Source organism: Bradyrhizobium sp. CCBAU 11361, from assembly GCF_028128935.1.
Lineage (GTDB): Bacteria > Pseudomonadota > Alphaproteobacteria > Rhizobiales > Xanthobacteraceae > Bradyrhizobium > Bradyrhizobium niftali.
This window is the reverse complement of record NZ_LBJZ01000182.1, coordinates 53,647-72,926: the sequence shown is the minus strand read 5'-3', so window position 1 is coordinate 72,926 and position 19,280 is coordinate 53,647. Positions and strand designations below refer to the sequence as shown.

Below are 19,280 nucleotides of genomic sequence, written 5' to 3'. Positions count from 1 at the left end.
GAAAGCCGTCGAACCCTGAGAGGCTCCGGGTTGGGGATTCGCAAGCCCGATGAAGCTGGCCAGGTGTCGAAGCGCCGGGCGTTGCTGGATTATGTGAGAATGAGCAGGTTGGATGAGCTAACGACCGGTGAGATTGACGAGCGGATCGTTTCGATCATCGAACTGGCCGGTGAAAATCTAGTGCGCTTGTCCGATCCGTCATTCGAGTTCGTGCCGGAGCGGATGGCAGGAGCGATCTCGGCCATTCATCAGCGCCTGAAAGCGGAGCTTGCTGCGCTTCTTAAGCTGCGGACCGTATACGGCGATCTGATTGTTTGTCGCATTGTTGCCGGCAGCTATCCTTGGATCCATGACCAATTGTCGCCGTATCAACATTTGAGACTCGCGTGGCTACAGCTCACGCAGCTGAGCAGCATGTTTGATCATTCCATGACTGAGCTCGATCGCCTTCACAACGAAACGCTAGAGTTGCTTTCAATCGATGTCGAACGAGCAGTTGCTGATGGCTCTCCTCGAACGAGGGCGGTTGAGCGGAACACGCGGGTAGATCGCTGGTTCGAAGTTGTGCCGCAGCACGAAGCGCCAACGTTCGAGACCATGAGGATTGCAAGCGAGTTGTCGATCGCTGACGCACTCATCGCGGAGTACTGTGAAGCTGCGCGGCGCGAGCTATTGGGAGAGATCGACGCGACCGTACAAATCGTTAGTTCCAGCATCGCGGGTTTTTTGTCGGATCATGGGGACGAGCTGATAGACCTTATTGGTCGTTACAACGACATGGTCGAGAACCTTGAACTCCGGTATCGCCGAACGTGAGACGAAGATTTTGAACTGTCGGGGACACGAAATGTCCATTCATCCTGCAGATTTAGATTCCTGGGTACCGACTCGCAGCTGACCGGCTGTTACCCTGCCTGCAACGGAAGCGAGCTCGTAGCTCACTCTTTGCCCTTCAATCAACGTCGAAATGCCGGCTTCCTCGACGGCGGACATATGAACGAATACATCCTTGCCTCCGCCGTCGGGCCTGATGAAGCCGTAACCCTTAAACTTATTGAACCAGACTACGAATCCGTTAGCCAAAGTTCCTCCGGCATCCGCATGATCTAGTCCGACGTAAAGATTGAAAGCGTAGAAAGTTCACATCGGGCGTAGAATGACTTCTTTTTGCTCAAACCCCGGTTGTTACCCCTTGGTCCGGTGAGGGGCGAGTTTCGTTCATCCAGACTGACCGGCGCTGCAATATGCCGCGCATAAATCGGAACTCGCCGTCCAAAGGTCACATCCTCACAATAGACTCGTCAATTCTTGCTGCGCAAATAAGCAATATGCCGCGTTTATTTGCAGATGCGCTTTGCTGCTTTGCATGTGTTGTAGGCGCAAGCGCCTCTCGAAATGCCTCCGTCGATCGACCTAGAATAGAATATGCGGCATCTTGTTATTAGTTGCAAAGACGCAGTGGCAAAGTGATCGCGATCTGAAAGCCTAGTTAAACTCAAAAAGAACGACGGCAATATGAAATGTCGCGCAACGCCATCCCTTTCGCGACAACCGGCTAGGGTCTGGGGCGAAAGCGATCCGCGACGAGGAGGGAGACGAGGAGGGATGAGTAGAGTAGGCGCCTGCCTTGGTCTCGTCGGGAGGCGCAAGTCTGACAGGTATTTGTGATATTCTCCGACCGTCCGCGTGAGATGACGTCAGTCGAGTGCCGGAGATTGAAGCCGATTCACCTCATCAGATCGACAAGTCGGAGTGGAAGCTTTAGCCTGCTAACAATCTTTCTCACAGCTTGTGGCGTTCTTCCAAGACGTCGTGAGACGGCGTGCAAGCTCTTTCCCTCTAAAATGAGGAACCGTACCTGCTCGATTTCGTCATGGCTCCATGGCGGAGCAACCTTTCGCTTGGTGGTGTGCGGGGCCAACACTATTGCGCTCCTTTTCAGGCGGTTACGAAGGGACACGGGTTTCGGGACTAGGGAAGCGGTGTGAGCTGGTAAGTCGTGACAATCGGGCTTGCTTGCCCCGCATCATAGTTCTGGCTGGCTATAGCCTGGATGGCCTCGCGATGCCGATGAAAGGTCGCGCGAATGTCCATTTCATCGGCGCCATCGACCGCTGCGCGATCAATAAGAGCGTCCCAATCAACTCTGCAGATAACTCGTTTGGGACCGTCAAACATCGCGAACAGGATGCCTGAATGTTGGTCAACAACGGTCATCTCTCCGGAAGGGTCATGCCGAAGGGGCATCGCAGCAGATCTCCGTTGTGCAATTCTTCGTTGCCGTTTGCTCCGGGGGCTCAGGAGTTGCTTTCGCACTACGCCCTATGCCGGCGAAGACTGCCTTGCACGAGATGGATGCTAGGGAAATAAAGCAATGTTGAATCTGATCACGGTCAAGTTGTGGGCCGGCCCTGGGCATCAAATCGCCTCATGACAAAGGAGTTCGCTATCGACTCTCCGCAATAGCTGTCTCTGGTCCGCTTGTCCGAACCAGCGTCGCGCTCGATTGCGCCGCAAAGGATCCTGGATGGTTGAAGCTCGCTCTGCTTGCGCTCTGCGCAGATTTTATGCTGTCGACGATTGATTGGGCGATTTGTGACTTCGCTTCGGGGGAGCAACCATGACCGATCGACCGACTGTCCTCGTCACGGGAGGCGCCGGCTATATTGGCTCGCACGCCTGTCGGGCGCTGACGGCCGCCGGCTATCAGCCTGTCGTTTATGACAATCTCTCGACAGGTCATCGCAGCTTCGTTGCCGGCCCCCTGGTGACCGGCGACCTTCTCGACGGCGTGGCGCTGGCGCGCGCCTTCGCCGATCACAAGGTCACGGCGGTGATGCATTTTGCGGCGGCGAGCCTCGTCGGCGAATCCATGACCGACCCGCAAAAGTACTACATCAATAATTTGCAGGGCACGCTGTCGCTGCTCCAGGCGATGCGCAACGCAGGTTGCCATCGCATCGTGTTCTCCTCGACCGGCGCCGTCTACGGCAATGCCGATTCCAAGGAGCTGCCGGAAGACTTCCCCTGCGCGCCGATCAATCCCTATGGCGCGTCGAAATGGATGATCGAGCGGATGCTCGCCGACTATCGCGCGGCCTATGGCTTCGGCGCGTTCTGCCTGCGCTATTTCAACGCCAGCGGTGCCGATCCTGCCGGCGGCATCGGCGAACTGCGCGACAACGAGACCCATCTCATTCCGCGCGCCATGATGGCACTCCAGGGCCATGTCGACTTCGCCGTGTTCGGCGACGACTACGACACGCCCGACGGCACCGCGATCCGCGACTACATCCATGTCACCGACCTCGCCGCCGCGCATGTCGCGGCGCTGAAGCTGCTGGAACAGGGATATGCGGGCGGCAGCTTCAATCTCGGCACCGGCTCCGGCTTTTCGGTGCGCGAGATCCTCGACGCCATCAGGCAGGAGACCGGGCGCGAGGTGCCGCACACTGTCAAGCCGCGCAGGGCGGGCGATCCCACCTATCTGGTCGCCGACCCCTCCGCCGCACGAAAAGTTCTTAACTTCGTGCCGCGCCATTCCGACCTGCCGTCGGTGATCCGCACCGCCTGGGCCTGGCACCAGAAGGCGCATCCGCTCACGCGATTATGACGTACTAGCCAGTAGTCCGGCTTGGCGCATCGAGGCCAGCCGTACTGATGGGTTGCGACAAGCCCGGGGCATCGCTGTGCACGGGGATTGCTATGGAGTGGGGAGAACCACCGTTGGATTGCCGGCACGCCCGGTACGGTGGCCGATCGCATGCAGAAGTGGCGAGAGGCCGGCGCCTGACGGCATCATGTTGCAGGTCCTCTATCTTCCGAGCGGCTTGGAGGAGCTGGTCCACGGGCTACTGCCGGAGCTGCAATGTCGTGGCTCGTTCCGCACTGACTACGACGGTCCAAGCTTGCGCCAAGCGCTAGGCCTGCCCCGCCCGGCGAGCTAAGCGGCGCCTCTTGATCTATCCGTTGTACTCTTCAGTTTCAGTCGTTCCCAAAATACTCAGCGCAGCGAGTATCGTGGTCGTGCGACAGATGCCCAATTGCGGCCGGATAAGCCCTGGTTTGCGACTGGTAAGTCATTGATGGTTCTCAACCCGTCGCTATCTCTTAATTAGCCGCTTTATCGGGATCTTCAGATGCTTACTCCAAGGCGCTTGCATGCGTGATAGCGCGCGCCATGCCTAAGCGAATCTGAAGCGCAGCTGCGTTGCTTGATCGATCGCTAGCTGCCCCATTTTCATTTGGAAACAGCAGCCAACCTACTGAAATTACTGGGGCGTGTTTCGACCATTTTTTCCAAATGCGCCTTGAAATCACTATATAATCAAGCAGGTTTTGATTCCGCCATTCGGAGGTTCGATCCCTCCCGCCCCAGCCAGATCTCAAGCTGTTGAGTTCATTCGGTAAGCAGTTTCACTTTGGGCGCGTTTGGAAACACAGATTCTAAGGCTCGGTCCAGAATCGAACTAAACGGCGTGGCCAAGCTGGCTTATCTCCGAGGCTTCCATCCCAACATATACCGCGGAAGCTGCTCGGGCAGGTCTGTTTTGCCCTCATCGTAGAATAGGGTGCTACGGCGAACGAAGCGGACAAAAGGTCGAGATGCGCTTGTGCGGAATTGCAGCAGTGCCGCAATCGGCCCAGCCGGCGGCCTCGGGGAGCGGTCGTTGCCCCGCTACCGGGGACCATTACGACTGCAAATCGCGTGGCCTTCGTTTCCTTGGCCGACCGGAACGATGGAGACCCCGCACTTTCTGCTGTTGAAAAAGCTCCCCGCATACGTCACGCAACCATTGGCTTGCCGTGTCGTGATGGAAGCGGGCGTGCCAATATTGCTTCACCGTAAAGCCGGCGATCGCCAGCGGGCAATCGAGCACGCTCAGTCCGTAATAATGAGCCAACGTTTCGCCAATGTGCCTTGGGAGGGTGGCGATCAGGTCAGTCGTGCCGATGATCGCGGGTAGCCCCAAAAAGCCGGGTAGCTCAAGCACGACATCAAGGACTATCCGCTGCTCCCGTAGCGCGTCCGCGAGCAACTGATGTCCGGTGCCAGATCGAATGAGGACATGCGCCTCACGCTTGAAATCCTTTGCGGTGATGCGCTCGCGGATCCGGGTATGTCTTGCGTTTGCCAGGCAGACCCAATCCTGCGGAAAGAGTGCCTGTTGGAAGTGCCCAGCGTCGAGGTCCGAGATGTAGCCGAGCGCCAGATCGGCCTCGCCAGACTGCAGCATTCGTGGGGTATCGCCGCCGATCTGCGCCGCCTCAATGCGGATGCCCGGCGCAACGCGACGAACGTGAGCGAGGATGGCCGGAAGCAGCGTGATGTGGCTCGCATCCGTCATGCAGATGACGAAGCGGCGCTTGGCAGTCGCGGGATCAAAGTCGGAGCGAAGCTCCGCCAGACGACGCAGCATCTCCAACGCTTGTCTGGCCGTGCCGATGAGAGCCTCGGCGCGCGGAGTCGGCAGCATCCCCTGTGCTGAGCGGATGAAGAGTGGATCGTCCAGTTCCTTTCGCAGGCGTGCAAGCCAGATCGAAATGGTCGGTTGACTCTGACCGAGTTTCTCGGCTGCCTTGGTGACACTGCCCGTGGTGAACAATGCATCGAAGAGCCTGAGCAGGCGTGGCTCCAGCAGTTTCGTCTCGGCGTGATCCTGAGGTGTCATTGTAAATTACAATAATGGTTATAAGAATCATAGCATATCTTAATGTAAACCAGCCTGCTACGACGCGACCAACGCCGAGAAAGGCGCTGGGAGAAGCGTTCGGATGAGGATCTGCTTTATCGGAGCGGGGGCCTTAGGTTCGACCATCGGCGGCACGCTGGCGCGTGGGGGAGCCGAGGTCTGGCTGATTGATCCGTTCCAGGCCCATGTTGACACAATCAACGCCCGCGGGCTTCGCATGCGCGAAGGTAGCGCCGAAACCGTCGTGAAGGTCACCGCCTGCACGTCCGCGGCCCAGGTCGGCGTCAAGGCTGACCTCGTCATCGTCCTCGTCAAATCCTACCACACGCGTGAGGCCATCCGGGCGGCCGCGCCGATCATCGGGCCGCATACGGTCGTGATGTCGCTTCAAAATGGTCTTGGCCACGAGGACATCCTCTCGGAGGAAGTTGGTCGTGACCGGGTCATGGCGGGCAAGACCTACGTTGGTGGCGTGCTGCTTGGCCCCGGTCATGTTCGCTCCGGGGTCATCGGCAAGGAAACCATCATCGGCGAACTTGATGGACGCTTGACGGAACGCGCACAGCGAATTTCCGAGACGTTCAACCGCGCCGGCATCCTCACGCTGCTCAGCGACAACATCCTGGGCACGATGTGGGACAAGCTGTTCATCAACGTTGCCGGAGGAGGCATTACCGCCATTACCGGCCTGACTTATGGCGGTCTCTATTCGCTGCCGATCCTGGAAGATTGCGCGCTGGCCGCGATCTCAGAGGGCATCGCGGTCGCGCAGGCGGCTGGCGTGAAGATCTCGATCACCGACCCGCGGCGCGCTTGGACGATGGCATCCGCTGGTCTACCGCCCGAGTTCAAGACGTCGATGTTGCAAAGTCTGCAGTCCGGCAACTTGACTGAGATCGACTACATCCACGGGTCCGTCGTGCGCTGGGGCGCCAGGCTCAACGTCCCGACCCCCGTCAATTCCACCCTTGTCGCGCTTGTCAAGGGCATCGAATACGCCCGCAGCGACTATCCTGGAAGGTCCTGAGACGATGTCGCTGCCCCGTGCCTACGTCGAACACGTCGCCATCCGTGTGCCGGACGTTGATCGTCACGTTGGCTTCTTTCGCGAGGTGCTTGGTCTTGCCATTCGCGACGAGCAACCCGCCGATGGTGCCCGCCCGCGTCAGGTATGGGTGCTCGGAAGCGTGCAACTCATCGAGGATCCGAACTTCGTCGGACCGGAGGGGCGCCTCGCCCATCTCGGCATCATGGTCGACGATTACGAAGGTGTGCTCGCCCGTGCCGCCGCCTGGGGCGCCAAGGCGCTGCCTACGGGACCGAACTGGCTCGAACTGCCTGGCGGGCTGAACGTCGAAATCTTGCAAGCCAGTGCAGGCGCTGTGGAAGCGGCCCTGGCGATCAATCCACGGGCCTAAGGAAAACGCGACATGACCGATGAGCGCTACTGGGACGATGCCAAGGTCGGCGACGAATGCGTTACCCCTTCGGTAACGGTCACCGAAGCAATGGTGAATGCCTATGCCGAACTGACGGGTGATTTCACGCCTGTTCATGTCGACGAGGAATACGCCAAGACCACACCATTCGGTACGCGCGTCGCGCACGGGCTGTTCGGTCTGTCGCTGGCCGATGGTTTGAAGACCCGTGCCGACTACCGCTTCCTTCCGGGAATGTCGCTGGGCTGGACATGGGATTTCAAGCTGCCGATCAAGCTCGGCGATACCGTGCATGTGAAGTTCCGCGTTGGTTCAATGCGCGCCACGAAGCGGCAAGGGTGGGGCATCGTGGTGCTGCCCTCGGAGCTGATCAATCAGCGCGGCGAAGTGGTGCAGCTCGGCGAGCACCGGTTGATGATTCCGATGCGCTCGAAGACCAGCATCGCAGGAGAGCGGGTATGACCGCACAAGATCTGCCGCTCAAAGGCATTCGTGTCATCGATTACAGTCATTTTTTGGCAGGCCCGTTCATGGGCCGTTGCCTCGCCGCGATGGGCGCTGAGGTCATCAAGGTGGAGCGACCTAGGGAAGGCGATGCGGGCCGCGCCCACGGCTATTTCAAGGACGGACAATCCGGCTACTTCCTTCAGCAGAACATGGGAAAGCAGGGCCTGTGCATCGATCTGCGAGATAGGCGTGGCCTCGACATGATGATGAAGCTGGTCGAGACGGCCGATGTCTTCATCGAGAACTATCGCCCCGGCGCACTCGAACGCCTCGGGCTCGGTTACAAGGCGCTGTCGACGCGCAATCTCAAACTGATCTACTGCTCGGTCTCCGCCTATGGCCACACCGGTCCCTATGCTGACCGTCCGGGCTTCGGCCTGATCGCAGAGGCGATGTCGGGCGCTCTGGCGCAGCTGGGCTCCCCCGGCGAAGCGCCGCCGCTGCTGCGGATGCCACTCGCCGACATGTATACCGGCATTCACGGTGTGGCTGCCATCAACGCCGCGCTGGTCGGCCGCGCGTCGTCCGGGCGCGGTCAACATATCGATCTGGCTCTGTACGATTGCATGGTCTCGATGCACGATTATGCGGTCCAGCGCTACTTCCTCTCCGGCGGAACCGACCTGCCGAAGCAGACCGGCAGCGGTCAGCCGGACTCGACCGTCTACGGCGTCTTTCCGGCAAAGGACGGCAATCTTGTCATCGCCGCGCAAGTCGATGATGCGTGGCGACGATTGGCGAGCCTGATCGGGGGAGACACGTTGGCATCCGACGAACGCTTCGCCACACCTGCTGCGCGCAACGCTCATTATGCTGGAGCGATGGAGATTGTGCGCACCTGGACGCTGTCGCAGCCATCTCGGGACGCCTGTCTTGCAGCTCTTGAAGACGCAGGTGTTCCGTCGGCTCCCGTGCAGACCATCGCGGAAGTCGTGAAGGATCCGCAGATCCATGCGCGCGGTATGTTGGTCGAGCAGGAGCATCCTGTGCTCGGCAAGGTGACGCTGCCGAACCTGCCTTTTCATTTCTCCGATTGCGACACGACGGTGCGCACGCCGGCGCCGTTGCTCGGTCAGGATAATCGCCACATCGCAGCCTCGCTGGGATTCTCTACCGAACAGGTCGACGAAATGGTGCGCGACGGCGTCCTCTACAACGAAGCCGCGGTGTAGGAGTGAGCCATGGGCGATCGTTACGCGGTGATCGGCAATCCGATCGGCTTCAGCAAATCACCCCTCATCCATGGCACTTTTGCCAAGATGACGGGACAGGACCTCGTCTATGAGGCGATCGAGGCACCCCTCGGTGGCTTCAGCGAACGCGTTGATCAATTCCGGGCGGAGGGCGCCAAGGGGCTGAACATCACCGCCCCATTCAAGCTCGATGCCTTCGCCTACGCAAACGAGCTTTCAGAGAGCGCCGACCGCGCTGGCGCCGTAAACTGCCTGAAGTTCGATGGCGATCGGATCATTGGCGAGAATTTCGATGGGATCGGCCTTGTGCGCGACATCACCATGAATCTCGGGGTCAAAATGGCCGGCCAGCGCGTCCTGATGCTCGGCGCCGGGGGCGCGGCGCGTGGCGCGCTGCTGCCGTTCCTGCGCCAGGAGCCGTCCGAGTTGGTCCTCGTCAATCGTACCTTATCGAAGGCTGTGGCGTTGGCCGAAGAGTTTACCGGTTGTGATCCCCTGATCGTCAGCGGCTATGCTGAGCTGGCCGATCTTGCCGAGGGTTATGACGTCGTGGTCAACGCGACATCGGCCAGCCTGCGAGGTGAGATGCCGCCACTTCCCGGCAATGTCTTCCGCGGTGCGAAGTTGGCGTACGAACTTGCCTACGGCAAGGGACTAACTCCCTTTCTGCAAGCGGCCCGCGCCGAAGGCGTAGTCAAGCTGGCCGACGGCGTCGGCATGCTTGTCGAGCAGGCGGCGGAAGCTTTTGCCTGGTGGCGCGGCGTTCGACCGAGCACGGCTCAGGTCATCGCCGAGCTGACTGTCCCTTTGGGCTGACGGGCGATGCCGACCATGCATCAGAAGTCCAGCTTTCTCGTCGGTCTGATCGGTAGCGGCATCGCTGCGTCACGCACTCCGCCTATGCATGAAGCGGCCGCTGACGCCGCGGGCATCCGCTATCTCTACAAGAAGATAGATCTGGCAGAGTTGAAGCTCGGCGTGGATGCGTTGCCGGAATTGCTCACCGCGGCAAGGCGGATGGGCTTTGACGGGTTGAACGTGACCCATCCCTGCAAGCAGGCGATCCTTCCGCTCTTGGACGAGCTTTCGCCTGACGTGGAGGCGCTTGGCGCGGTGAACACCGTGGTCATCAGGAACGGACGAATGACCGGCCACAACACGGACTGGTTTGGATTCGCCGAGAATTTTCGCCGCAACATGCAAGGAGCCTCGCTTGGTCGCGTCGTCCAATTCGGTGCGGGCGGTGCGGGCGCCGCGGTCGCTTTCGCGCTCATGAAGCTCGGCGTGCAGGAGCTGACTATTATAGATGTCGACTTGGCCAAGGCGCAAAACGTGGTCGACGGTTTGTCCCCCCGGTTCGTAGAAGGGCGCTTAAAAGTCGGCCAGGATGTCGCCGCGGATGTCGCTGCCGCCGACGGAATCGTCAACGCGACGCCGATCGGCATGGACAAATATCCAGGCACACCGCTGCCGACGGATCTGCTGCGTCCCGATCTGTGGGTCGCCGAGATCGTCTACTTCCCGCTGGAAACCGCCCTGCTGCGCGCGGCACGTAGCCTTGGCTGCCGCACCGTCGATGGTGGTGGCATGGCGATCTTCCAGGGGACCGAAGCATTTCGCCTGTTCACAGGCATCTCACCTGATCCAGACGTTTTCTTCGCCGCTTTTGCATCCCTGGGAGGGTGACGTCAGGCCGATGGGCGAGCGGCACGCACAACGCCCGAGAGGAAACGCAAGATGGGCTATACGCTCGATTTCGCGGTGGTTTGGCATGCGATGCCCGCACTGCTGTGGGGGTGCGTGGGTACATTGGGTCTGGCGCTTGCCGGCATGACTCTCGCGATGATGATTGGTGTCGCCGGGGTCGCGGCACGCGATTCGAGGGCGGCCTGGTTGCGTGCTCTCGTGATCGGCTTCGTCGAGATCGTGCGCAATACGCCTTTCCTGGTGCAGATCTTCTTTATGTTCTTCGCCCTGCCGCTCATCGGGTTGAAGCTCAATCCAACCGCCACCGCCATTATCGCCCTCGGTGTCAATGGCGGCGCCTACGCCATTGAGATCATCCGCGGCGGCGTCCAGTCTATTCACAAAGGACAAATTGAGGCCGGCTACGCGCTCGGACTGCACAAAGGGCAGGTATTCCGGTTCATTGTGCTCAAGCCTGCGCTTCGCGCGATCTACCCCTCGCTGACGGGGCAGTTCATCATGCTGACGCTGACCTCGTCGATCTGTTCGGCGGTATCGGCTTACGAATTGACGTCGATTGCCCAGCGCATCGAAAGCGACACATTCCGCAGCTTCGAGGTCTATTTCTCCGTCACCTTCCTTTATCTCGCGATCTCCTGGCTGCTGATGTTGGGCTTCGCGGTCGTCTCTCACCGCTTCTTCTCATATCCGACGCGCTGAGGGAGCGATCATGACACCGCATTTTGGTCTTGCCGAGTTCGGCTTCCTGCTGCGTGGGCTGCAATGGACGGTGCTGCTGACGTTGGTCGCGTTTGCGGGTGGCTGCACGGCTGGGCTGGCCGTCGCGTTGCTCCGCACCTGTGGTCATAGGGGCGTGGAATGGATCACTCGCATTTACATCGGGGTGTTCCAGGGCACTCCGCTGCTGCTGCAGCTCTTCGTCGTGTATTACGGATTGGCGCTCACCGGGTTGAAGCTCGACGCCTTCGTGGCGGTGGCGATCGGCTTCACCGTGAATGCCTCCGCCTTCCTTGGCGAGATTTGGCGCGGAGCGATACAGGCCGTGCCGCGTGGCCAGACCGAGGCCGCGATGGCGCTTGGACTGCACTATTCGTCCCGCATGCGCGACATCGTTCTGCCGCAGGCAATCCGCATCTCGCTGCCCGCGACCGTCGGGTATCTCGTGCAGCTCATCAAGGGCACGTCGCTCGCCGCCATCGTCGGTTTCATCGAACTCGCCCGCGCCGGTCAAATCGTGTCGAACCAGACCTTCCAGCCGTTGCTCGTCTTCGGCGTGGTCGGCGCGATGTATTTCATCCTCTGCTGGCCACTGTCGTGGTGGGGCAGCCGGATGGAAGCCAGGCTCGCCCTGGCCAGTCAAAGGTAGGAACGGCGCACCTGCTCAATCACAAACAGCCATCACCAGGAGGAGATACTCATGTTGTTTTCACCTAATCGTCGCCAGCTCGGCATCGCGCTGCTGGCATTGGCGGCTATCGCCATCGCAGGCAAATCGCAGGCGGGCACGTTGGAAGACGTGAAGAAGAGGGGCATCGTCGTCATCGGCATTCAGGGCGACAATCCCCCGTGGGGCTACGTCGACAGCTCGGGAAAGCAGGATGGCATCGATGCCGACATGGGGCGCGCCTTCGCTGAATATCTCGGCGTGAAGGCCGAATTCGTCCCGCTGGCGGTGGCCAATCGTATTCCGGCGCTGACCACAGGCCGCGTCGACATTCTGTTCGCAACCATGGCCATGCTGCCCGAGCGCGCGAAGGCGGTGCAGTATTCCAAGCCCTACGTCGCCAATGAGATTACGCTGGTCGCAGCCCAGGCAACGCCGATCAACAGCAATGCCGATATGGGCAAGTATGTTATTGGCGTTCCGAGGTCCTCCACGCAAGACACCCAGGTCACCAACAGCGTTCCAGCAGGCACCGAAATCCGCAGGTTTGACGATGATGCGGCCACGATCCAGGCGCTGCTCTCGGGTCAAGTGCAGGCCGTCGGCGCAAACAGCTTCTACCCACAGCGTCTGAACGCCGCAAAGCCCGAACTTGGGTTCGAGCCAAAGCTTCACTTCACCGCTCTGTACAACGGGGCCTGCACGCGCCTCGGGGACAGGGAGTGGAACGAAACGGCCAACAAGTTCATCGACCAGATCAAGTCGAACGGAAAGTTGGCCAGCTTTTATGCCAAGTGGATGAAGGCGCCCGTGCCGATCTTCCCGGACTCGGTCCCCGGCGTTCCCTTCACAGTTCAGTAGCCACTGCGAGCGGCCGGCGCACGATCCGCGTTGGCCGCCATCCGATAGCGGAGCGAATCCATGCAGGACAATATCCTGATCGAAATGAAGGGCGTGCAGAAGTGGTACGGCGGGTACCAAGCTCTCCGCCACGTCGATCTCACCGTGCGCAAGGGCGAGAAGATCGTGCTCTGCGGTCCGTCCGGGTCGGGCAAATCGACGCTGATCCGCTGTATCAATCGCCTCGAACCGATCCAGCAGGGCAGCATCGTGGTGAACGGTCATCGGCTTGACGACAGCATCAAGGCTATTGATGTCGTACGTCAAGACGTCGGCATGGTCTTTCAGAGCTTCAATCTCTTTCCGCATATGACGGTCTTGCAGAACTGCATGCTCGCGCCGATCCGCGCGCGCCGCATCGGCAAGAGCGAGGCGGAAGCGATTGCGCGAAAATTCCTCGAGCGCGTGCGCATCGGTGACCAGGCCGAGAAATATCCGGCTCAGCTTTCGGGCGGTCAGCAACAGCGCGTCGCGATCGCGCGTGCGCTTTGCATGCAGCCCAAGGTCATGCTGTTTGATGAACCGACCTCGGCGCTCGATCCTGAGATGGTCAAGGAGGTGCTTGATACGATGATCGGCCTCGCCAACGACGGAATGACCATGATTTGCGTCACCCACGAGATGGGCTTTGCCCGCCAGGTTGCCGATCGTGTCATCTTCATGGCCGAGGGCCAGATCATCGAAGAAGGCGCGCCCGACGCTTTCTTTCGCAATCCCCAGCATGCCCGCACCAGGCAGTTCCTTGGCGAGATCCTCGCCCATCACTGAACGGAGGTCTTTCATGAGTCGTCTTGTCTACGTCCTCAACGGACCAAATCTCAATTTGCTCGGCAAGCGCCAGCCCCACATCTATGGCCACGAGACGCTTGCGGATGTGGAGCGGGACTGTCTAGCGCTGGCTAAAGAGCTTGGCCTCGAGATCCGCTTCCATCAATCCAACCGCGAATACGAGATGATCGACTGGATCCACGAGGCGCGCGAGACGGCTGCCGGGATCGTGATGAATCCCGCAGCTTTCACCCATACGTCAGTTGCCATCCTGGATGCCTTGAACACGTTCGAGGGAACAGTGATCGAGGTGCACATTTCCAACGTGCACAAGCGCGAGGAATTCCGCCACCACTCGTTTGTGTCCAAACGGGCTGATGGGGTCATCGCAGGGTTCGGCACCCAAGGTTATCTGCTCGGCTTGCGTCGTGTGGCCAAGCTGCTCGATGAGAAGAAGGGGTAGCATCGGATGAGCGCACCCGTCCGCCTCTCGGTGATGGGAGCGGGTCTCATCGGCAAGCGACATATCGAACACATTCTCACGCGGCCGGAGGCGATGCTTTCGTCGATCGTCGATCCGGCGCCTGCGGCACGAGAGTTGGCGGTTTCGCTGAAGGTGGACTGGTTTCCATCCTTTCAGGACATGCTCTCCGGAAATCGGCCGGAAGGGGTGGTTGTCGCCACCCCCAACCAGATGCATGTGGCCAACGGTATGGAATGTATCGCAGCTCGCATCCCGGCGCTGATCGAGAAGCCGTTAGCGGATGACGTCGCCGCTGGACAGGCCCTGGTCGAAGCCTCCGAGCGGGCCGGCGTGCCGCTGCTCACCGGCCATCATCGCCGCCACAACCCGATGATCCAGCGCGCCAAGGCGGAGATCGACAGGGGCCGGCTGGGCCAGATCGTGTCGGTGCATGGCATGTTCTGGCTGATCAAGCCGGACGACTATTTCGATGTGGCCTGGCGTCGCGAGAAAGGGGCGGGTCCTGTCTTCCTAAATCTCATCCACGATATCGACCTGCTACGGTATCTCTGTGGGGATATCGTGGCGGTACAAGCTGCGCAATCCAATCGGCTGCGTGGAAATGAGATTGAAGAGACAGCGGTGATCCTCCTGCACTTCGCCTCCGGCGCGTTGGGAACGGTCAATGTCTCCGATACCATCCAGTCGCCTTGGAGCTGGGAATTCACCGCCGGTGAGAACTCGGCCTACAGTCATACGCAGGAGGGTTGCTACCAGATCGGCGGCACGAGGGCATCGCTGGCTATTCCGCAACTCGATCTATGGCATCATCCTAGCAAGGCCAGCTGGTGGGCGCCGATTGAGCGCGAGCGGCTGAGCTACGAGAACGCAGACCCGCTTGGCTTGCAGATCGCAAACTTCTGTGGGGTGGTCCGCCGTAAGGCAGCGCCCGTGGTGAGCGGGCGCGAAGGGCTGAAGACCCTCGGAGTGATCGACGCGGTCAAACGCGCGGCGGAAACCAAAGATTTCGTATCGGTCCGAAATTCGTAAGCTCCCTTTTCATTTGGAAGCAACCGCCAAGCTGTTGATATTCTGCTGATCGAGCTGAATTTGAGAACCGCAGAAGTCCTACTTAACTCCGGGCCTTTCGCAGCCGGCTGGGAATAGATGCTAGGCGGTGTGGACAAATTCAGCATACCACGGTAGCCCCCAAGCGCCCCCTGGGGCCGGCAGGGAGCAAGGCGCGAGGCCGACGACGGAGTGGACCTCAAGGCCGAGCAACGCTGCCAAGGTCGCCGCTTCGATCGGGACCTTGGCCGATGAATTTTCGAGGAGGGTTTGAGCTTCTTGTTCGTTCCTTCGTCACTACGGCGAAACCCGAACCCTCCTCAATATACACCCCTAAATGTCTACCATCGGCGATAATGAATGAGAGATGTCGTCAAGACCTGATGAACGAGAGCAGGTCGGGGTTGAGGACATCCGCATGCGTGGTGAGCATGCCATGGGGATAGCCGGGATAAGTCTTCAGCGACCCGTTCTTGAGCAGGTCGACCGCACGCGGCACTGAACTTGCGAACGGGACGACTTGATCAGCCTCGCCATGCATCACCAGCACCGGCACGGTGATCTTCTTGAGGTCTTCGGTATAATCTTCGAGCCAAGAGTCGACGGTTGCGTAATGAGCGAGGGCACCGCCGGCCATGCCTTGGCGCCACCAGTTCGCAATGATCGCCTCCGAAGGCTTCGCCCCATCTAGGTTGTAGCCGTAGAACGGATTCTCGGGGACGAAACGGTAGAACTCCGACCGGTTGCCCAGCACGCCTGCCCGGATCGCTTCGAACCACTCCGGCGGTTGACCGGACGGGTTGTCCTCGCTCCGGTACATGTTCGGCGTCAGTGAAGCGACCAGCGCCGCCTTCGCGACGCGCTCCTGGTGGCGAGCGACATAGCGAGCCACCTCACCGCCACCTGTGGAGTGACCGATGTGGATCGCGTCGCGCAGGTTGAGGTGTTCAGTCAGGGCCGCGAGGTCGGCAACCCAGTGGTCCATGTCGTTGCCGGTGCTGGGCTGGTCGGACCGGCCGTGGCCGCGCCGGTCGTGGGCGATCACCCGGTAGCCGTGGCGAAGGAAGAAGGTCATCTGGGCGTCCCAGTCGTCCGCTGTCAGCGGCCAGCCGTGGCTGAAAACGATCGGCTGGCCTGAGCCCCAGTCCTTGTAGAAGATGTTTACGCCGTCTGTAGTAGTGATCGTGGGCATTGTTCAGTTCCTTCAGGTTAGCCGCGGATGAGAGTCATCGCTCGCTGGCGCGGCGTTCCAGCGATGATTCCGTCAAACGAAGATGACCAGTCGTCTATTAATCGGTCAAAATTTTTACGTCAGCAGAGAGGGCAAAACGAAGCGCTCGAAGCTGTCGAAGGGCGCCCGGCTACGTTCGACCTTGGCCCGCATGACCGCCCCTTCGAACGTGTCAATCAGCGCGACAGCAAGCTGCCTTGGATCCTTTCCGGCCGACAATTCTCCTTTCTCCTGCGCTTCCCGCAAGCATGAGGCGAGCGCGGCCGACCACTCGCGATAGATCGCCGCAAGCTTGATCCGCACATCCTCGCTCGTCGGCGTGACCTCCAGTGCCATGTTCCCGATCAGGCAGCCGACCGCGTAACGGCGGCGCTCGTGAAACTCGGCAAGCCCGGCGAAATAGCGCGCGATGCGCGACAAGGGCGGCGTCCGGCGTTGATTCAAAATGGCCCCATACTCAGCGACAACCGCGTCCCAATATTCGGTCAATACGGCGACGGCGAAGGCTTCCTTGCTGTCGAAGTAATTATAGAACGAACCCTTGGGCACGCCGGCTGCAGCGGTGATCTCCTGCACGCCCGTGGCGTTGAAGCCGCGGGTGCTCACAAGGTCTCCCCCTTTTTCCAGGAGGCGCGATCGCGTTTCGGGATTGGCTGGTCTAGGCATGGATTAATATATGACCGGTCGTCTTACTAACGTCAAGCAGTTTTTTTGGTGTGGGCACCGGTTCGTCCGGTTGAACTGCGTTTCCAGCCGCTGAAACTACCGGATAGGCGAGGCATTCAAGCTGCCACACGTTCCTGTTGGAAAACGCTTCCCCCTCACAGCCCAGCAAGATCGAATTGACCAGCACTGCTGTATTCGGACGCCGAGGGCGAGAGGATCAGGCTTGGGCACGTCCCCCAGGGTAGGAAGAGCTGCTGATCGTGCTCGGTACGTCATCGTCGGAGCCGGCGCTGCCTGGCGCGCTGCGCAAGCTCGAGCAGCTGGGGTGCCGGAAAGGCGTGTCGGGGCTCGTGCTGCCGATGGGCTACTCTTTCAATCTGGACGGCAGCGCCATTTATCTCACCCTGGCGTCCATCTTCATCGCTCAGGCCTGCGACATTCATCTGTCCTGGGGACAGATTGCGGCGATGCTCGGACTAATGCTGCTGACGTCTAAAGTCGCGGCCGGTGTCACCGGCAGCGGTTTCGTCGCGCTTGTCGCGACCCTCTCTGTCATGCCGGACTTGCCCGTGACCGGCGTGGCGCTGCTCGTCGGTATCGACCGCTTCATGTCGGAGGCGCGGGCGCTGACCAGCATGATCAGCAACTGTATCGCGGCCATCACCGTTTCGCTGTGGGAGAACGCCTGTGACCGTGAGGTGTTGGCCCGTGAACTGGGACAGAGTAGCGCTCCCGAACCTGCAGCCGGATCGAAGATTGCCGCGGCAGTAGTGGAGCGGGAGGGCAAGAGCTGGATGCCGACAACGCAATCGGCCGCTTGAAGGAGGGATACTTTGGCTGGCGTTGGTCTTCGCGCGGCGAATACCGCAAGCTCGGCCGGCTCAATCGAAGCCGGCGAGGATCTGGATAGGCCCGCTATCTCGGGCGGGATGCGGGTGCTCGCCTCGACGGACAAGCGCCATCACGTGTCCGTTGAGACCAGTGGCGGCAAGGTCAACCCACGCAGCGCTGCCGAGAAAAAACCATACTGGGCCCTGGGGTGCGCGGCAACCTTCAACGGACGATTCGCTTCACAGCTTCAGCTCAAGGCGTGACCGGCCAATCCGTAGACCCAGGGCTCGTTTTCCTTTCGGTTCAGGAATCGCCGTCCCTTGGACATGGTCGTGACGGTGTCGTTCATCCCGAGGCGGCTCTGCTGAAGAAAGTCCGCAAACAGACCCGTCTGCTCCCGCGTATCCACGCGGGCGAACCTTCCCGCGAGATCCTTGAGATGCACGGCCGTGAGATTGATCGCGTCACCATCATTGCTGGCGACGATGGGGCCGATCACATGACCGCGCCCGAATTCGCGTTTCATGGAATAACCGACGGTCTCCCCGCCGCGGCGCAGGACGCAGATTGACGCACCTTCAGAAAGCAGTGCAAGCAGCCTTCGACGGCTGATTCCGAACGCGCGTTCATCCACTGCTGCGATCTCTTCGATGTTCTCCGTAGATAGCGAGCTCAATTCGCCGTCGAGCGTCGGCGCCGGTGGGGGTGGCGACACGACCTCCCCTTGCCACTGATACACGGTGGCTTCCTTCGTGAAGCCCAGCGAGAGATAAAGATGATACGCGGCGTCGGTCGAGTTGAGCGTCAAATTGCGTTCGCCGCACCGCTCGAACACCTGCTCCATGAGCCAGCGGCCAGTACCCTGAGTCTGGGTTCGGGGCGATGTGATCACCAGGCCGATGGTCGCGAATTCGCGGCCATGTGGGAACCACATCGCGCTGCCGAAGACGCGTCCTATGCCGTCAACGGCTACAATGCCGTGACCCGCGCGGCGCAAGAAATCCCAATCCTTGGGGCGATGCGGCCAGCCAACCCCAGTCGAGAGCGCGTGGAGCAGCTTCACATCAACGTCGTTGATGTCCTTTGCGGTTAGCTCAAAGGACTTCACGCGTACCGTTCGTCCCATTTCAACTTGTCCGTTCTTTTGCGGTATGCTGGTCTCAGGCACATCGCACTTTTTGTCGCCCCGCCACAATAGGATAGCGGGCGTATTTTCGCCGCAGTATTGCACGGAAGCCCAGCAGGTTTCCTCTGTTTGAGCGGCTTTTTCGGAATCTTTGGCCCGTATTGCAACGCAATTCGGCAGGGAAAGCTCCGGCTTGCAGCTACCCTCTCCATGTTCGGCAAATGCGTAGGCAGGGGGGGCGCCGTGAAAGTTCAAGATAGTCTCGTGAGGCCAATCGCTTCTGCCGCCGTCGTCGATTTGGGGA

The 19,280-nt window shown here is 60.1% G+C and carries 22 protein-coding genes; 16 read left to right on the top strand and 6 right to left on the bottom strand.

Annotated elements, in window-relative coordinates; translation table 11 throughout:
* The first annotated feature begins 30 nt into the window (after positions 1-30).
* On the top strand, positions 31-816 hold the full coding sequence (locus XI08_RS24540; protein ID WP_271576316.1) for a hypothetical protein: 786 nt from the start codon (positions 31-33) through the stop codon (positions 814-816).
* Between the two features lie 39 nt (positions 817-855).
* Here XI08_RS24540 and XI08_RS24535 read toward each other — a convergent pair whose 3' ends face one another.
* Positions 856-1,083: a cold-shock protein gene (locus XI08_RS24535; RefSeq protein ID WP_271576315.1), complete on the bottom strand. Its 228-nt coding sequence runs from the start codon at positions 1,081-1,083 to the stop codon at positions 856-858.
* A gap of 888 nt (positions 1,084-1,971) precedes the next feature.
* Complete coding sequence (locus tag XI08_RS24530; protein ID WP_167770526.1) at positions 1,972-2,217, bottom strand: DUF1488 family protein; 246 nt, start codon at positions 2,215-2,217, stop codon at positions 1,972-1,974.
* Between the two features lie 403 nt (positions 2,218-2,620).
* Between XI08_RS24530 and galE the strand changes: the two genes are divergently transcribed.
* A complete protein-coding gene (galE, locus tag XI08_RS24525) occupies positions 2,621-3,613 on the top strand; it encodes a UDP-glucose 4-epimerase GalE (protein WP_271576314.1) in 993 nt (330 codons plus the stop codon).
* 1,078 nt (positions 3,614-4,691) lie between these two features.
* Here the strand turns inward: galE and XI08_RS24520 are convergent.
* A complete protein-coding gene (locus tag XI08_RS24520) occupies positions 4,692-5,672 on the bottom strand; it encodes a LysR family transcriptional regulator (protein ID WP_271576313.1) in 981 nt (326 codons plus the stop codon).
* 103 nt (positions 5,673-5,775) lie between these two features.
* Between XI08_RS24520 and XI08_RS24515 the strand changes: the two genes are divergently transcribed.
* Genes XI08_RS24515 through XI08_RS24460 form a run of 12 tightly spaced genes read left to right on the top strand, consistent with a single transcriptional unit; the run spans position 5,776 to position 15,104 of the window.
* Positions 5,776-6,720 (top strand): ketopantoate reductase family protein, encoded by a 945-nt coding sequence (locus tag XI08_RS24515; protein ID WP_271576312.1) that lies wholly within the window; start codon positions 5,776-5,778, stop codon positions 6,718-6,720.
* A 4-nt stretch (positions 6,721-6,724) separates the two neighbouring features.
* Complete coding sequence (locus XI08_RS24510) at positions 6,725-7,111, top strand: VOC family protein (protein ID WP_271576311.1); 387 nt, start codon at positions 6,725-6,727, stop codon at positions 7,109-7,111.
* A 12-nt stretch (positions 7,112-7,123) separates the two neighbouring features.
* Complete coding sequence (locus XI08_RS24505) at positions 7,124-7,594, top strand: MaoC family dehydratase (RefSeq protein WP_271576310.1); 471 nt, start codon at positions 7,124-7,126, stop codon at positions 7,592-7,594.
* Positions 7,591-8,811: a CaiB/BaiF CoA transferase family protein gene (locus XI08_RS24500; protein ID WP_271576350.1), complete on the top strand. Its 1,221-nt coding sequence runs from the start codon at positions 7,591-7,593 to the stop codon at positions 8,809-8,811. The genes XI08_RS24505 and XI08_RS24500 overlap by 4 nt, the downstream gene beginning before the upstream one ends.
* 9 nt (positions 8,812-8,820) lie before the next feature.
* Positions 8,821-9,648, top strand: a complete 828-nt coding sequence (aroE, locus tag XI08_RS24495) for a shikimate dehydrogenase (RefSeq protein ID WP_271576309.1) — start codon at positions 8,821-8,823, stop codon at positions 9,646-9,648.
* A 15-nt stretch (positions 9,649-9,663) separates the two neighbouring features.
* Positions 9,664-10,518, top strand: coding sequence for a shikimate dehydrogenase (locus tag XI08_RS24490; protein ID WP_271576308.1), 855 nt, complete (start codon positions 9,664-9,666; stop codon positions 10,516-10,518).
* A gap of 51 nt (positions 10,519-10,569) precedes the next feature.
* Entirely contained in the window at positions 10,570-11,238 is a 669-nt protein-coding gene (locus tag XI08_RS24485) for an amino acid ABC transporter permease (protein WP_271576307.1), read from the top strand.
* A 10-nt stretch (positions 11,239-11,248) separates the two neighbouring features.
* Positions 11,249-11,905, top strand: a complete 657-nt coding sequence (locus XI08_RS24480) for an amino acid ABC transporter permease (RefSeq protein ID WP_271576306.1) — start codon at positions 11,249-11,251, stop codon at positions 11,903-11,905.
* Between the two features lie 51 nt (positions 11,906-11,956).
* Positions 11,957-12,784: a transporter substrate-binding domain-containing protein gene (locus XI08_RS24475; protein WP_271576305.1), complete on the top strand. Its 828-nt coding sequence runs from the start codon at positions 11,957-11,959 to the stop codon at positions 12,782-12,784.
* 60 nt (positions 12,785-12,844) lie between these two features.
* Positions 12,845-13,591, top strand: a complete 747-nt coding sequence (locus tag XI08_RS24470; protein WP_271576304.1) for an amino acid ABC transporter ATP-binding protein — start codon at positions 12,845-12,847, stop codon at positions 13,589-13,591.
* 13 nt (positions 13,592-13,604) lie between these two features.
* Positions 13,605-14,054, top strand: a complete 450-nt coding sequence (aroQ, locus tag XI08_RS24465; RefSeq protein ID WP_271576303.1) for a type II 3-dehydroquinate dehydratase — start codon at positions 13,605-13,607, stop codon at positions 14,052-14,054.
* Positions 14,055-14,060: 6 nt separating this feature from the next.
* Positions 14,061-15,104: a Gfo/Idh/MocA family protein gene (locus XI08_RS24460; protein WP_271576302.1), complete on the top strand. Its 1,044-nt coding sequence runs from the start codon at positions 14,061-14,063 to the stop codon at positions 15,102-15,104.
* 391 nt (positions 15,105-15,495) lie between these two features.
* Here the strand turns inward: XI08_RS24460 and XI08_RS24455 are convergent, their stop codons facing one another.
* Both XI08_RS24455 and XI08_RS24450 read right to left on the bottom strand, forming a co-directional pair.
* Entirely contained in the window at positions 15,496-16,314 is an 819-nt protein-coding gene (locus XI08_RS24455) for an alpha/beta fold hydrolase (protein WP_271576301.1), read from the bottom strand.
* Between the two features lie 114 nt (positions 16,315-16,428).
* Complete coding sequence (locus XI08_RS24450) at positions 16,429-16,959, bottom strand: TetR/AcrR family transcriptional regulator (protein WP_271576300.1); 531 nt, start codon at positions 16,957-16,959, stop codon at positions 16,429-16,431.
* Between the two features lie 320 nt (positions 16,960-17,279).
* On the opposite strand from XI08_RS24450, the gene XI08_RS24445 reads away from it, so the two are divergent.
* Both XI08_RS24445 and XI08_RS24440 read left to right on the top strand, forming a co-directional pair.
* Positions 17,280-17,840: a cation:dicarboxylate symporter family transporter gene (locus XI08_RS24445; RefSeq protein WP_442869857.1), complete on the top strand. Its 561-nt coding sequence runs from the start codon at positions 17,280-17,282 to the stop codon at positions 17,838-17,840.
* Positions 17,841-17,852: 12 nt separating this feature from the next.
* A complete protein-coding gene (locus tag XI08_RS24440; RefSeq protein ID WP_271576299.1) occupies positions 17,853-18,113 on the top strand; it encodes a hypothetical protein in 261 nt (86 codons plus the stop codon).
* On the opposite strand, the gene XI08_RS24435 is transcribed toward XI08_RS24440, so the two are convergent.
* On the bottom strand, positions 18,098-18,976 hold the full coding sequence (locus tag XI08_RS24435) for a GNAT family N-acetyltransferase (protein WP_271576349.1): 879 nt from the start codon (positions 18,974-18,976) through the stop codon (positions 18,098-18,100). The genes XI08_RS24440 and XI08_RS24435 overlap by 16 nt on opposite strands.
* Between the last annotated feature and the right edge of the window lie 304 nt (positions 18,977-19,280).

What these genes read in the sequence shown, in the direction of transcription:
- aroE (WP_271576309.1), top strand. Translation starts at nt 8,821, where the DNA reads ATGGGCGATCGTTACGCGGTGATCGGCAATCCGATCGGCTTCAGCAAA.
- XI08_RS24530 (WP_167770526.1), bottom strand. Translation starts at nt 2,217, where the DNA reads ATGACCGTTGTTGACCAACATTCAGGCATCCTGTTCGCGATGTTTGAC.
- XI08_RS24520 (WP_271576313.1), bottom strand. Translation starts at nt 5,672, where the DNA reads ATGACACCTCAGGATCACGCCGAGACGAAACTGCTGGAGCCACGCCTG.
- aroQ (WP_271576303.1), top strand. Translation starts at nt 13,605, where the DNA reads ATGAGTCGTCTTGTCTACGTCCTCAACGGACCAAATCTCAATTTGCTC.
- XI08_RS24480 (WP_271576306.1), top strand. Translation starts at nt 11,249, where the DNA reads ATGACACCGCATTTTGGTCTTGCCGAGTTCGGCTTCCTGCTGCGTGGG.
- XI08_RS24515 (WP_271576312.1), top strand. Translation starts at nt 5,776, where the DNA reads ATGAGGATCTGCTTTATCGGAGCGGGGGCCTTAGGTTCGACCATCGGC.
- XI08_RS24505 (WP_271576310.1), top strand. Translation starts at nt 7,124, where the DNA reads ATGACCGATGAGCGCTACTGGGACGATGCCAAGGTCGGCGACGAATGC.
- XI08_RS24485 (WP_271576307.1), top strand. Translation starts at nt 10,570, where the DNA reads ATGGGCTATACGCTCGATTTCGCGGTGGTTTGGCATGCGATGCCCGCA.
- XI08_RS24500 (WP_271576350.1), top strand. Translation starts at nt 7,591, where the DNA reads ATGACCGCACAAGATCTGCCGCTCAAAGGCATTCGTGTCATCGATTAC.
- XI08_RS24435 (WP_271576349.1), bottom strand. Translation starts at nt 18,976, where the DNA reads ATGGGACGAACGGTACGCGTGAAGTCCTTTGAGCTAACCGCAAAGGAC.
- XI08_RS24460 (WP_271576302.1), top strand. Translation starts at nt 14,061, where the DNA reads ATGAGCGCACCCGTCCGCCTCTCGGTGATGGGAGCGGGTCTCATCGGC.
- XI08_RS24490 (WP_271576308.1), top strand. Translation starts at nt 9,664, where the DNA reads ATGCATCAGAAGTCCAGCTTTCTCGTCGGTCTGATCGGTAGCGGCATC.
- galE (WP_271576314.1), top strand. Translation starts at nt 2,621, where the DNA reads ATGACCGATCGACCGACTGTCCTCGTCACGGGAGGCGCCGGCTATATT.
- XI08_RS24510 (WP_271576311.1), top strand. Translation starts at nt 6,725, where the DNA reads ATGTCGCTGCCCCGTGCCTACGTCGAACACGTCGCCATCCGTGTGCCG.
- XI08_RS24475 (WP_271576305.1), top strand. Translation starts at nt 11,957, where the DNA reads ATGTTGTTTTCACCTAATCGTCGCCAGCTCGGCATCGCGCTGCTGGCA.
- XI08_RS24470 (WP_271576304.1), top strand. Translation starts at nt 12,845, where the DNA reads ATGCAGGACAATATCCTGATCGAAATGAAGGGCGTGCAGAAGTGGTAC.
- XI08_RS24455 (WP_271576301.1), bottom strand. Translation starts at nt 16,314, where the DNA reads ATGCCCACGATCACTACTACAGACGGCGTAAACATCTTCTACAAGGAC.